10 protein-coding genes are annotated in these 12,261 nt (G+C 64.6%); 7 read left to right on the forward strand and 3 right to left on the reverse strand.

What is annotated here, in order from left to right:
• The first annotated feature begins 1 nt into the window (after nucleotide 1).
• Nucleotides 2–613, forward strand: coding sequence for an HD domain-containing protein (locus tag PVA39_RS14920; protein ID WP_274124702.1), 612 nt, complete (start codon nucleotides 2–4; stop codon nucleotides 611–613).
• A 52-nt stretch (nucleotides 614–665) separates the two neighbouring features.
• On the opposite strand, the gene PVA39_RS14925 is transcribed toward PVA39_RS14920, so the two are convergent.
• Together PVA39_RS14925 and PVA39_RS14930 are read right to left on the reverse strand one after the other, a co-directional pair.
• Nucleotides 666–2,003 carry an NTP/NDP exchange transporter gene (locus PVA39_RS14925; RefSeq protein ID WP_274124703.1) on the reverse strand — a complete coding sequence of 446 codons (1,338 nt, stop codon included), beginning with the start codon at nucleotides 2,001–2,003 and terminating at the stop codon, nucleotides 666–668.
• A gap of 22 nt (nucleotides 2,004–2,025) precedes the next feature.
• Nucleotides 2,026–3,078, reverse strand: coding sequence for an SDR family oxidoreductase (locus PVA39_RS14930; RefSeq protein ID WP_274124704.1), 1,053 nt, complete (start codon nucleotides 3,076–3,078; stop codon nucleotides 2,026–2,028).
• Nucleotides 3,079–3,242: 164 nt separating this feature from the next.
• Between PVA39_RS14930 and PVA39_RS14935 the strand changes: the two genes are divergently transcribed.
• From PVA39_RS14935 to leuA, 6 genes are all read left to right on the forward strand, one after another.
• Complete coding sequence (locus PVA39_RS14935) at nucleotides 3,243–4,142, forward strand: LysR family transcriptional regulator (RefSeq protein WP_274124705.1); 900 nt, start codon at nucleotides 3,243–3,245, stop codon at nucleotides 4,140–4,142.
• 57 nt (nucleotides 4,143–4,199) lie between these two features.
• On the forward strand, nucleotides 4,200–5,579 hold the full coding sequence (gene xseA / locus PVA39_RS14940) for an exodeoxyribonuclease VII large subunit (RefSeq protein ID WP_274124706.1): 1,380 nt from the start codon (nucleotides 4,200–4,202) through the stop codon (nucleotides 5,577–5,579).
• A gap of 12 nt (nucleotides 5,580–5,591) precedes the next feature.
• Entirely contained in the window at nucleotides 5,592–6,413 is an 822-nt protein-coding gene (locus PVA39_RS14945) for a M23 family metallopeptidase (protein WP_274124707.1), read from the forward strand.
• 75 nt (nucleotides 6,414–6,488) lie between these two features.
• Nucleotides 6,489–7,157: a glutathione S-transferase gene (locus PVA39_RS14950; protein ID WP_274124708.1), complete on the forward strand. Its 669-nt coding sequence runs from the start codon at nucleotides 6,489–6,491 to the stop codon at nucleotides 7,155–7,157.
• A gap of 174 nt (nucleotides 7,158–7,331) precedes the next feature.
• The gene (locus PVA39_RS14955; RefSeq protein WP_274124709.1) at nucleotides 7,332–8,612 is read left to right on the forward strand and encodes a mechanosensitive ion channel family protein; all 1,281 of its coding nucleotides are present in this window, start codon (nucleotides 7,332–7,334) and stop codon (nucleotides 8,610–8,612) included.
• A 269-nt stretch (nucleotides 8,613–8,881) separates the two neighbouring features.
• Nucleotides 8,882–10,558 carry a 2-isopropylmalate synthase gene (leuA, locus tag PVA39_RS14960; RefSeq protein ID WP_093502625.1) on the forward strand — a complete coding sequence of 559 codons (1,677 nt, stop codon included), beginning with the start codon at nucleotides 8,882–8,884 and terminating at the stop codon, nucleotides 10,556–10,558.
• Between the two features lie 134 nt (nucleotides 10,559–10,692).
• Here the strand turns inward: leuA and PVA39_RS14965 are convergent, their stop codons facing one another.
• Nucleotides 10,693–12,246 carry an APC family permease gene (locus tag PVA39_RS14965; protein ID WP_093502623.1) on the reverse strand — a complete coding sequence of 518 codons (1,554 nt, stop codon included), beginning with the start codon at nucleotides 12,244–12,246 and terminating at the stop codon, nucleotides 10,693–10,695.
• Nucleotides 12,247–12,261 lie beyond the last annotated feature (15 nt).

Consider the following 12,261-nt stretch of genomic DNA (forward strand, 5'->3'; position numbering starts at 1 on the left):
GATGAGCATTTTCGAGCATTCCTGGACACGCACCTGGTCAGGCCTCGGCCTGCAGCCTGATGCCAATCTCTTCGAGGCGCTGATGGCTGCCTATGCGGAGCCTCAGCGCCGCTACCACTCCCTGCAGCATCTTGAGGAATGCCTGGGGCACTTCGAGCAGGTTCGTGAGTTGGCCGAGCATCCAGAAGAAGTCGAGATCGCCTTGTGGTTCCACGATGCCGTCTATGACGTTCGCGGCGCTACGAATGAGCGGCAGAGTGCCGACTGGGCTGTGCGTGCCCTGATGACCGGCAACGCATCGCGATCTACGCAGAACCGCGTCGAGCAACTGATCATGGCCACCCGGCACGATGCAGCGCCTGGGGATAGTGACGAGCGTCTGCTGGTCGATATCGACCTGTCGATTCTCGGTGCTGCGCCCAAGCGCTTTGCCGAATACGACGGACAGATACGGGCTGAATACAGCTGGGTGCCTGAAGCCATCTACGTCATGAAGCGCAAAGCGGTGCTCAGCTCATTTCTGGCTCGCACGAGCATTTACAGCACGGCCTATTTCCGGGAGCGATACGAGACGCAGGCGCGTATCAACTTGAGCGCGGCGATTCATTCTTGAAGCCGTAGCAACAAAAACGCTCCCGCCGTCCATGTGGGAGCGCTCACTCTACCTAGCGCCCAGCAAGCGCTTCCCTGCCTCCTTCCTTTTCTTCAGAGAGGTCTCCTGCACTCATCTCATCAGCACGCCTGCCCAGATACCAACCCAGCGCGCCCCAGAGCAACGCACAGCCCGCACCAACCAGCGCAACCGGCACCGCGCCTTGGCCAAGCAGATCGAGAAAGCTCTTCACCCAGCCGCTGAGCGCATCGCCGGCGCGATAGATCACGGTGTCGATAAAGTTCTTCGCCTTGTATTTGCTTTCCGCATCCAGTGGGGCGAAGAGCATTTCCCGGCCGGGGCGCACGAAGGCGTATTCGCCGATGCGCCGCACGATCATCAGCGCCGCCAGCATGGCGAAGGTGGGCGCCAGGGCGAGGCCGATAAAGCCGACGCAGACCAGCAGCGGCACCATGGCCAAGAGCACCCGCACGCCCAGCTTCTGGGCTAAGCGCCCGGTGATGAACAGCTGCGACAGCAAGGCGCCGGCCTGCACGATCACGTCGATAATGCCGAACACGCGGATCTGCGCATCACGCTCCGGGAAGCGCTCGGCCACCAGGCGTGCCTGCTCGAAATACAGAAAGGTGGTCACCGTGGCGAGCAGCACCACGAAGGCGGCGATGGCCAGTAAGTAAGGCGACTGCAGCACCCGCGTCAGGCCGCTGAACGGGTTGCCGGCCACCGGCTTGCGCGAGCTCTCGGCCTTCACGGCGCCCGGGCGGCCCGCGCCGCCGACTTCCCGCCAGCGCATCAGCGGCGCCTTGAGGGCCAGGGCGATGCCCAGCAATATGCCAGCCAGCAGCACCAGGCCGCTTTCGCCGACAACACCGACCAGCAACGCGCTCATGGCCGGCCCGACCAGGCCGCCGACACTGGCGCCGGCCGCGATGAACGCGAACAGCCGCTTGGCCTGCTGGCTGTCGAACACATCGGCCATCAGGCTCCAGGCCACCGACACCACGAACAGGTTGTAGACCGAGATCCAAACGTAGAACACCCGCGCCAGCCAGACGTTCTCCGCGTTCACCTGAAACAGCACGGCGAAGGCCAGCAGGTTCAGGCAGAAGAAGCCGTACACCCAGTCGACGAAGTGGATGCGTGGCACCCGCGAGCTGAGCCAGGCGAACAGCGGCACGGCCACCAGCATCACCACGAAGGTGGCGGTGAACAGCCATTGCAGGTTCTCGACCCCGGCCATGATGCCCATCGACTCTCGGATGGGCCGCAGCATGAAATAGCCGGAGAACAGGCAGAAGAACAGCGCGAAGCCAGCCAGTGCCGGCCCCAGCTCGTGGCGCTCGGCGTTGATGGCGGCGCCAAGGCGCCGCACCAGAATTGTGGGAAACATGATGCGCGCTCCTGGCGGTTGGTCAGCGGTAGGTGACGCCGGTCAGTTGCTCGGCAAGCGTCCACAAGCGTGCGGCGGCCTCGGCGTCCTGAGCGACAGCCGGCACCGTGGCCAGGCCCAGTGGTCCGCGTTTTTCTTCCTCGCCAGTCGGCCCGTAATAGGCGCCGCCTTGGGCCTGACCGGCGGTGGCGGCATACAGCGTCGGCAGTGCGCCTTGGGCGGCGGAGTGGTATTCGTCACGATCCTTGGCCCAGTTGCGGCCAAAGTCGCTCTCCAGCCCTGGGCCACGGGCGATCAGTTCGGTTACGGCCACGCCCGGATGCGCGGCGATGCTCTGGATGCCCCAACCCTGCTGCTCACTGCGGCGCTGCAGCTCGAAGGCGAACATCAGGGTCGCCAGCTTGGACTGCGCATAGGAGGCGTAAGGGTTGTAGGCCCGCTCGGACTGCAGGTCATCGAAGTCGATGTTGCCGCGCAACACCGCGATGCTCGACAGCGTGACCACTCGTGGCGCGCTGCTCTTGCGCAGCAGCGGCAGCACATGGCCGGTCAGCGCGAAATGACCCAGATAATTGGTGGCCAGCTGCAGCTCATGGCCGTCGGCCGAGGTCCCGCGCTCGGGCGGCGCCATGACCGCGGCATTGTTGATCAGCCCATCGAGGCGCGGCAGTTTGGCATTCAGGCGCTCGCCAAGCGCTTTCACCGAAGCCAGGTCGGCCAGGTCGACTTCCTCGAACTGCACCTGGGCGCCGCGGATTTCCTCCTTGATGCGCGCCATCGCCTCCCTGCCACGCTGCGGATTACGGGCGGCGATCACCACTTCGGCGCCAGCGGCGGCCAGCGCCTTGGCATCCTCGAAGCCCATGCCGCTGGTGCCACCGGTGACCAGGAAGATGCGCCCGCTCTGCGACGGCATGTCGGCCAGGGTCCAGTCCGGCTTGGGTGCGGTCTGCTGGGTGGAGGCACTGTTCGCCTCGAGGGCGAAGCCCAGGGTCAGGCTGAGGGTCGCCAGCCACTTGCGCCAGGCGCCGCCGGGGCTGGCCAGGATGTCGGTTGATGCGATGGTGGTTGTCATTGTTCGGTCCTCTCGTCGTTGGGGTAGTCCGACGGCTCGCAACAGCGCGGCCCGTCGACGTGAACCATTGTTCAACGGGTCGCACGCCACGATAAGCCGTATAAAACTGGACGCTGTGTACGCTCAGCCGTACGATCAGAGCACCCCGTTCGAGAGCCATCGCCATGCGCCAGCCCAACCTGACGGACGTCGCCCTGTTCGCTGCCGTGGTCGAAGCAGGCGGCTTTCGGGTAGCCGCGCAGAAACGCGGCATGCCGGCCTCGTCGATCAGCGATTGCGTACGCCGCCTGGAAAGCGACCTCGGCGTGCGCCTGCTCAACCGCACCACCCGCAGCGTGTACCCCACCGAAGTGGGCGCGCGGCTACTGGAGCGGCTGCGCCCGGCGCTCGATGAAATCGACGCAGCCTTCAGCGACCTCGACGACGAAGCCAAGCAGCCCGTCGGCACTCTGCGCCTCAACGTGCCGGTGCCCATCGCCCGCTTCGTGCTGCCGCGCCTGATTCCCGCCTTTCTCGAACGCTACCCCGGCGTTAGCGTGGAAGTGGCCATGGACAACACCTTTATCGACGTGGTCGCTTCCGGCTTCGATGCCGGCGTGCGCTACGAAGAAAGCCTGGCCAAGGACATGATCGCCGTGCCCATCGGGCCACGCCGGCAGCGCTTCGTGGCCGGCGCAGCACCAGGTTATCTGCAGCGCCACGGCACGCCGCAGCACCCGCGCGACCTGCTCGAACACCGCCTGATCGGCCACCGTTTCGAAAGCGGCAAGCTGGGCGTCTGGGAGCTGGAAAAGGACGGCGAGATTGTCCGCGTGCCGCCCCAGGGGCCGCTGCTGTCGTCGTCCCAGGATCTGGAAATGGGCGCCGCCGTGGCGGGTGTCGGCATCATCTACACCTTCGAGGAATACCTCGGCCCGCTGTTCGAGCAGGGCGCGCTGGTGCCTGTGCTGCCGGACTGGTGGCAAGGCTTCGAAGGCCCGTACCTGTACTACAACGACCGTCGCCACGTGCCCTCGCCGCTGCGCGCTTTCGTGGATTTTCTCAAGGCCGAGAACGGGGGCTGAGCCACGTCGCCGGCTCGCGGTATCGCCACATGCACAGCTCGGCTTATCATGCCGGCCATGATCAAAGACCCGTTTCAACGCCTGAACCTCGACCGCGAGGTGCTCAGCGTCAGCCAGCTCAACAACCGCGCGCGCCTGCTGCTCGAAGATGTCTTCGGTGGCATCTGGGTCGAGGGCGAGATTTCCAACCTGGCGCGTCCGGCCTCCGGCCACATCTACTTCACCCTGAAGGATAGCCAGGCCCAAGTGCGCTGCGCGCTGTTTCGGCAGAACGCCGCGCGGGTGCGCCAGGCGCTGCGCGACGGCCTGGCGGTCAAGGTGCGCGGCAAGGTCTCGCTGTTCGAGGGCCGCGGCGATTACCAGCTGATTCTCGACGCGGTCGAGCCCGCCGGCGATGGCGCCCTGCGCCTGGCCTTCGAAGCGTTGAAGGAGAAGCTCGGCGCCGAAGGGCTGTTCGCCGCCGAAAGCAAACGCGCCCTGCCCGCCCACCCACGGCGCATCGGCATCGTCAGTTCGCCGACCGGTGCGGTGATCCGCGACATCATCAGCGTGTTCCGCCGCCGCGCGCCGCAGGTCGAGCTGAGCCTGATTCCCACCGCCGTACAGGGCCGCGAGGCCACGGCGCAGATCGTCCGCGCCTTGAAGCTGGCCGATGCCCAGGGTTTCGATGCCTTGATCCTGGCCCGCGGCGGCGGCTCGCTGGAAGACCTCTGGTGCTTCAATGAAGAGGCCGTGGCCCGCGCCGTGGCCGCCTGCGTGACGCCCATCGTCAGCGCGGTGGGCCATGAGACCGATGTGTCGATCAGCGATTTCGTCGCCGACGTGCGTGCGCCCACGCCGTCGGCCGCCGCCGAACTGTTGGCGCCGCACAGCAACGACCTGACCCAGCGCGTCAGCGTGCTGCAACGGCGCCTGACCCTGGCGATGAACGGGCGCCTGGCCCGTGAGCGCATGCGCCTCGACGGTCTGACCCGACGCATGCGCCATCCCGGCGAACGGCTGCGCCAGCAGGCCCAGCGTCTCGATGATCTGGACATGCGCCTGCGCCGCGCCTTCGCGCAGCAGCTCAATGGGCGCAGCCACAAACTAGCGCAACTCGAAGCCCGTCTGGCCGGTCAACACCCGGGGCGTCATCTCAAGTTGCTGCGCCAGCGCCTCGACAGCCTGGCCGAGCGCCTGCCAAGGGTGATGAAGGAAGGCCTCAAGGCACGTCGCCTGGCGTTGCAAAGTCAGATGCAGACGCTGCACGTGGTCAGCCCGCTGGCGACCCTGGGCCGTGGCTACAGCATTCTGCTCGATGAGCGCGGCCGGGCGATTCGCAGCGCCGCCGCCACCCAGCCCGGGCAACGCCTCAAGGCACGCCTGGGCGAAGGCGAACTGGAGGTGCGCGTCGAAGACAATCACCTCGCGCCGGTCACGTTGTCGTTGCTGGACTGATAAGGAAACTCCATGCGTTCACTGCTGTTACTGCTCACCCTGTGCCTCGCCCTGCCCGCCCACGCCGAAGGCTTTATCAGCCGACTGCTCAACAAGCCGGTGCCCGGCGGTGTGGCGGTAGTTGACCTGGGCAGCAGCGCCAGCGCGCCCAGCGCCACCTACCAGGGCAAGCCGGTGCTGGTGGTTAAAGAGGACGGGCAACGTTGGATCGCCATCGTCGGTATTCCGCTCACCGTTAAACCCGGTACCCAGCAGATCGAATCCGCCGGCCAGCGCCTGAGCTTCCAGGTGGGCAGCAAGAAGTACGTCGAGCAGCGTATCACCATCAAGAACCAGCAGCAGGTCAACCCCAACGCCAAGAACCTCGCGCGTATCGAGAAGGAGCTGGCCGAGCAGACCCGCGCCTACCGGCAGTTCAGCTCGCGCCAGCCGAGCAACCTGCTGTTCGATAAACCGGTCAACGGCCCGCTGTCGAGCCCTTTCGGCCTGCGCCGCTTCTTCAATGGCGAAGAGCGCAACCCACACTCAGGGTTGGACTTTGCCGTCAACCGCGGCACGCCGATCAAGGCGCCAGCGGCGGGCACTGTGATTCTGGTCGGCGACTACTTCTTCAACGGCAAGACGGTGTTCGTCGACCACGGCCAGGGCCTGATCAGCATGTTCTGCCACCTCTCGGAAATCGGCGTGAAGGTCGGCGACGAACTGCCCCGCGGCGGCGTGCTCGGCAAGGTCGGCGCTACCGGCCGCGCGACCGGCCCGCACCTGCACTGGAACGTCAGCCTCAACGATGCGCGGGTCGACCCGGCGATCTTCATTGGTGCGTTCAAGCCTTGAGGCTGGACGGCTAGGCGGCGCCCCCGTTCGCGTCTACGCTGAGCGGCAGTCGCCCTACCTTCCCGAGGAGCCCCGATGATCACCGTCCACCACCTCAACAACTCGCGCTCGCAGCGCATTCTCTGGCTGCTCGAAGAGCTGGGCGTCGAGTATCAGATCAAGCGCTACGAGCGCGACCCGCAAACCATGCTCGCTCCGCCCGAGCTGCGCGCCGTGCACCCGCTGGGCAAGTCGCCGGTGGTCACCGACGGCAATCTGACCCTGGCCGAGTCCGGGGCCATCATCGACTACCTCGCCAATCGCTATGGCCCGCAGCTGCTGCCGGCTGCCGAGAGCCCCGAGCGACTGCGCTGTAATTACTGGCTGCATTACGCCGAAGGCTCGGCCATGTCACCGCTGCTGCTCAAGCTGGTGTTCGACAAAGTGGAAGGCAGCCCGATGCCGTTCTTCGTCAAGCCGATCGCCCGCGGCATCGCCCAGAAGGTCAAGAGCGCCTTCGTTACTCCGCAGCTCAAGCTGCACCTGGATTATCTCGAAGGCGAGCTGGGCAAGAGCACCTGGTTTGCCGGCGAAGCGTTCAGCGCTGCCGACATCCAGATGAGCTTCCCCCTGGAAGCCGCTGCTGCGCGTGCCGGCCTGGACGCCAGCCGCCCGCGCCTGATGGCCTTCCTCGAACGCATCCACGCCCGCCCCGCCTACCGGCGCGCTCTGGAAAAAGGCGGCGAATACGCCTACGCCAAGTGAGATTCTGTTCGGCGCGCGGCAAGGCGTGCCGGCCAACCTTTAGACTATCGCCCCCCGCTCGAAAACTGCATTCGTAATCACTCGACTGCCCGCGCGCCTGCTGCCTTTGCTAAGGTACGCGCGCCATCGCCCGGCGCGCCGGCGATGGCGGTCATGAAACGAGCGAGAGACGCGATGAAAGAACAGTACCAGGCCACCCTCGCGTGGCTGCAGCAATACCCCGAACTGCATACCCTGATCAGCCTCTGCCTGCTGCTGTTCGGTGCCTGGATCGCCAACTGGGTGGTCAAGCGCATTCTGGTGCGCGGCCTGTACCGCGCGCTGCGTTCGACCAGCATTGGCCAGGACAAGGTGTTGGGCGACTCCCACGTGGTGCGCCGCCTAGCCAATATCGTGCCGGCGCTGATCCTCACCAGCGGCATCAAGGTCATCCCGCACCTACCCGAGGCCGTGGTCACGGTAGTGCAGAACGTCTGCAGCGCATTCATCATCCTCACCATCGCCCTGGCCATCGGCGGTGTGCTGAACCTCATCAACATGCTCTACCAGCGCCGCCCCGACGCCCACCTCAAACCCATCAAGGGCTACATCCAGGTGGTGACCATCGTCATCTACGCCATCGCCGCGATCCTGATGGTGGCTGCGCTGATCGACCGCTCGCCGCTGATCCTGCTCTCCGGCCTCGGCGCCATGGCCGCAGTCCTCATGCTGATTTTCCAGGACACCCTGCTATCGCTGGTGGCCAGCGTGCAGATTTCTTCCAGCGACATCATTCGCGTGGGTGACTGGATCGAAATGCCGCAACTCAATGCCGACGGTGACGTGATCGATATCGCCCTGCACACGGTCAAGGTGCAGAACTTCGACAAGACCATCACCACCATCCCAACCAAGCGCTTCATCAGCGACCCGTTCAAGAACTGGCGTGGCATGCAGGAATCCGGCGGGCGGCGCATAAAGCGCTGCCTGTACCTGGACCAGACCAGCGTACGCTTTCTGAGCCCCGACGAAATCGCCCGCCTGCAACGCTTCCTGCTGCTCGGCCAGTACCTGAGCAGCAAGCAGAGCGAGCTGCTGAGCTGGAACACCGAACTGGCCGAGGCGGCCCAGGAGCCGGCCAACACCCGCCGGGTCACCAACATCGGCACCTTCCGCGCCTACGTCGAGCTCTATTTGCGCCAGCACCGCGGCATCAACCAGAACATGACCCTGCTGGTGCGTCAGCTGCAACCCACCGCCGACGGCCTGCCACTGGAGCTTTACTGCTTTACCAATACCGTGGCCTGGGCGGCTTACGAAGGCTACCAGTCGGATATCTTCGACCACCTGCTGGCAATCCTGCCGGAGTTTGGCCTGCGGGTGTTCCAGCACCCCAGCGGCGCGGACATGCGTGAGTTGCGCCCCAACTCGCACGCGCCGGCGCAACCGGCAAGTGCCGCGCAACTGCAAAGCTAAAAACTTTACTAAACCGCAATAAAAAACCACCAAAGCGCAAGCCTTGGTGGTTTTCACCAATTTCAAAGACAGGCTTGCCAGCTTTCCCCTCAGTGGTTAGGGTTGGCCACATGACTATCTCCCAGACCCTCATTCTGCTTCGGCAACACGCCAATCTCTGTCTGGTCGCTCAGCGACTGCGCTAGGGTCTGCCGGCCCCCTTTTCTCGCGTTTTGATTTCTCTCTTTTTCAGCACGGCCCACGCGGGCCCTCGCCTTCAGGATTGATTCATGAGCATGCTCAAAGACCCGTCGCAAAAGTACCGTCCGTTCACCCAGATCCAAATCCCGGACCGCACCTGGCCGGACAAGATCATCGACAAGGCGCCGATCTGGCTGTCCACCGACCTGCGTGACGGCAACCAGTCGCTGATCGAGCCGATGGATGCCGAGAAGAAGATGCGTTTCTTCAAGTGCCTGGTGCAGGTCGGCCTGAAGGAAATCGAAGTGGGCTTCCCGTCCGCCTCGCAGACCGACTTCGACTTCGTGCGCGAATTGATCGAGGGCGGCCACATCCCGGACGACGTGACCATCCAGGTGCTGACCCAGGCCCGTGACGACCTTATCGAGCGCACCTTCGAGTCGCTGAAAGGTGCCAAGAAGGCCATCGTCCACTATTACAACGCCTGCGCGCCGAGCTTCCGCAAGATCGTCTTCAACCAGGACAAGGCTGGCGTCAAAGCCATCGCCGTGGCCGCCGGCACCACCATCAAGCGCCTGGCCGCTGCCGCACCGGAAACCCAGTGGGGCTTCGAGTACTCGCCGGAAGTGTTCAGCAGCACCGAGATCGACTTCGCGGTCGAGGTGTGCAACGCGGTGATCGACGTGTTCCAGCCGACCCCGGCCAACCCGCTGATCCTCAACCTGCCGGCCACCATCGAGTGCGCCACGCCGAACAACTACGCCGACCAGATCGAGTGGTTCGGCCGCCACGTGAACAAGCGCGACAGCGTGCAGATCAGCGTGCACACCCATAACGACCGCGGCACCGGCGTCGCCGCTTCCGAGCTGGCCGTGATGGCCGGCGCCGATCGCGTCGAAGGCTGCCTGTTCGGCAACGGCGAGCGTACCGGCAACGTCTGCTTGGTGACCCTGGCGCTGAACCTCTATACCCAGGGCGTCAACCCGCAGCTGGACTTCTCCGACATCGACGCGGTGCGCAAGGTGGTCGAGGACTGCAACCAGATTCCGGTGCACCCGCGCCATCCGTACGTGGGCGACCTGGTCCACACCGCCTTCTCCGGCTCGCACCAGGATGCCATCCGCAAGGGCTTCGCCCAGCAGAAGGAAGATGCGCTGTGGGAAGTGCCGTACCTGCCGATCGACCCGGCCGACATCGGCCGCGACTACGAAGCGGTGATCCGCGTGAACAGCCAGTCTGGCAAGGGCGGCATCACCTTCCTGCTCGAGCAGGAATACGGCATCAACCTGCCGCGCCGCATGCAGATCGAGTTCAGCCAGGTGGTGCAGAAGGAAACCGATCGCCTGGGCCTGGAGATGACCGCGTCGCAGATCCACAAGCTGCTCGACAGCGAATACCTCAAGGCCACCTCCCCGTACGAACTGAAAGGCCATCGCCTTCAGGAAGAGAACGGCGAGAGCAGCGTCGAGGTTAAGGTCCAGGTCGACGGCCAGGAACAGCGCTGGAACGGTTCGGGTAAAGGCGCGCTGGAAGCCCTGGCCTCCAGCCTGCCTATCGCCGTGGAAGTGATGGACTACCACGAGCACGCCATCGGTGGCGGCGCCAACGCCAAGGCGGCCTGCTACATCGAGATCCGCCTCGACGGCCAACGCCCGCTGCACGGCATCGGCATCGACGAGAACATCACTACGGCGAGTTTCCGTGCCCTGTTCAGCGCCCTGAACCGTGCCGTGAAACAAGCCGAGGAAAAGACCCAGGCCGCCTGATCAGCAGCCTGCGGTAAACGACAAAGGGACGCTTCGGCGTCCCTTTTTGTTTTCCAGAACCATGCTTCCGTAGCCCGGGTCGAGCGCAGCGACACCCGGGAATTGACCTGGGTATCGCTGCGCTCAACACCAGGCTACGCCTCAGCTTTTACCGGTTTCATCTGCTTCTGCAGGGTGATGCCGTCGAAGAACGCCGGCGCCTGCCAGCGAGCGATGAACATCAGCACCAGGCCAAGCAGTAGCACCACCACGGCGATCACGAACACCAAGCCGAGGCCGCCGATGTGCGAGCCACTGCCGAAGTCCGGCGACATGCTGTCCAGGGTGGTCTGCCAGAAGATGATCGACAGCATCACCGCTCCCACCAGCGGGCACAGGCCGCGCATGAAGAAATGCCGCGCGGTGTCGAACAGGCTGTGGCGGAAGTACCAGACGCAGGCGAACGCCGTCAGCGCATAGTAGAAGCAGATCATCATGCCCAGGGCGGTGATGGTGTCGGCCAGCACGTTCTCACTCAGGGTGCGCATGGTCACGTAGAACACCGCGGTGGCTAGGCCCGCGGCGATGGTCGCGTAACGCGGCGTCTGCGAGTGCGGGTGCACGCGGGCGAAGCGCTTGGGCACCGCGCGGTAGTAGCCCATGGCGAGCAAGGTGCGCGCCGGCGAGATGAAGGTCGATTGCAGCGAGGCGGCGGTGCTGGCCAGCACGGCGATGGACATCAGGATCGCCAGCGGGCCCATCACGGGGCCTGCCAGATGGGCGAAGACGTTTTCCTGGATCTGCGCATTGCCCAGCCCCAGGCCGGTTTCACCGGTGCCGGCGAACTGCAGGGTGGCCGCCGCGGTGAACAGGTACAGGGCAAGAATCAGCAGCACGGTCAGGGTCGCCGCGCGCCCCGGCACCTTCTCGCTGCCCACCGACTCTTCGCTCACCGTCAGGCACACATCCCAGCCCCAGAAGATGAAGATCGACAGCGACAGGCCCGCCGCAAATGCGGAGAACGAATCGATGTTGAACGGGTTGAACCACTCGGGATGGAAGACCACCGGCGAACTCTCGGGCGCCGCGACGAAGGCGGCAATGGAGAAACCGATCAGCACCAACAACTGCAATGCCACCAGGGTGTATTGCACGCCCATGGTCATGCCAATACCGCGGCAACAGACCCACACCGCCAGGGCGATGAACACGCAGCAAGTGACGATGTTCACCAGTAGGTTACGCGTCAGGTCTGCCAGCCAATCCAGCCCGGTGAGCTGGGCAAGAAAGAGATAGAAGAAATCCACCGCAATGCCCGCCAGGTTGGAGAGCACGATGGTGGTGGCAGTGACCAGCCCCCATCCGCCGATCCAACCGATCATTGGCCCAAAGGCCCGCGCCGACCAGGTGAATGAGGTGCCGCTGTCCGGCTCCGCGGCATTCAACTCGCGATAACCCAGGGCCACCAGCAGCATCGGCAAAAAGCCGACGATAAATACCGCCGGCAGGTAAACCCCGACCTCGCGCACGGTCGGACCCAACGCGCCGGTCAGGGTATAAACCGGTGCAATCGTAGAAATGCCCAGCACCACGCAAGCCAGCAAACCGACTTTACCCTGGGCCAGGCCTTTACCGGACACCAGCGCCGCAGCGCCAGCAGCAGGCGTAGCCTGCACCGGGGAAGCCGGCGCGTTCGTGTAATCACTCATAACTCTCTGCCATCG

This window comes from Pseudomonas sp. CNPSo 3701, assembly GCF_028674975.1.
GTDB lineage: Bacteria > Pseudomonadota > Gammaproteobacteria > Pseudomonadales > Pseudomonadaceae > Aquipseudomonas > Aquipseudomonas straminea.

What these genes read in the sequence shown, in the direction of transcription:
- xseA (WP_274124706.1), top strand. Translation starts at nt 4,200, where the DNA reads ATGATCAAAGACCCGTTTCAACGCCTGAACCTCGACCGCGAGGTGCTC.
- PVA39_RS14950 (WP_274124708.1), top strand. Translation starts at nt 6,489, where the DNA reads ATGATCACCGTCCACCACCTCAACAACTCGCGCTCGCAGCGCATTCTC.
- PVA39_RS14920 (WP_274124702.1), top strand. Translation starts at nt 2, where the DNA reads ATGAGCATTTTCGAGCATTCCTGGACACGCACCTGGTCAGGCCTCGGC.
- PVA39_RS14955 (WP_274124709.1), top strand. Translation starts at nt 7,332, where the DNA reads ATGAAAGAACAGTACCAGGCCACCCTCGCGTGGCTGCAGCAATACCCC.
- PVA39_RS14935 (WP_274124705.1), top strand. Translation starts at nt 3,243, where the DNA reads ATGCGCCAGCCCAACCTGACGGACGTCGCCCTGTTCGCTGCCGTGGTC.
- PVA39_RS14965 (WP_093502623.1), bottom strand. Translation starts at nt 12,246, where the DNA reads ATGAGTGATTACACGAACGCGCCGGCTTCCCCGGTGCAGGCTACGCCT.
- PVA39_RS14945 (WP_274124707.1), top strand. Translation starts at nt 5,592, where the DNA reads ATGCGTTCACTGCTGTTACTGCTCACCCTGTGCCTCGCCCTGCCCGCC.
- PVA39_RS14930 (WP_274124704.1), bottom strand. Translation starts at nt 3,078, where the DNA reads ATGACAACCACCATCGCATCAACCGACATCCTGGCCAGCCCCGGCGGC.
- PVA39_RS14925 (WP_274124703.1), bottom strand. Translation starts at nt 2,003, where the DNA reads ATGTTTCCCACAATTCTGGTGCGGCGCCTTGGCGCCGCCATCAACGCC.
- leuA (WP_093502625.1), top strand. Translation starts at nt 8,882, where the DNA reads ATGAGCATGCTCAAAGACCCGTCGCAAAAGTACCGTCCGTTCACCCAG.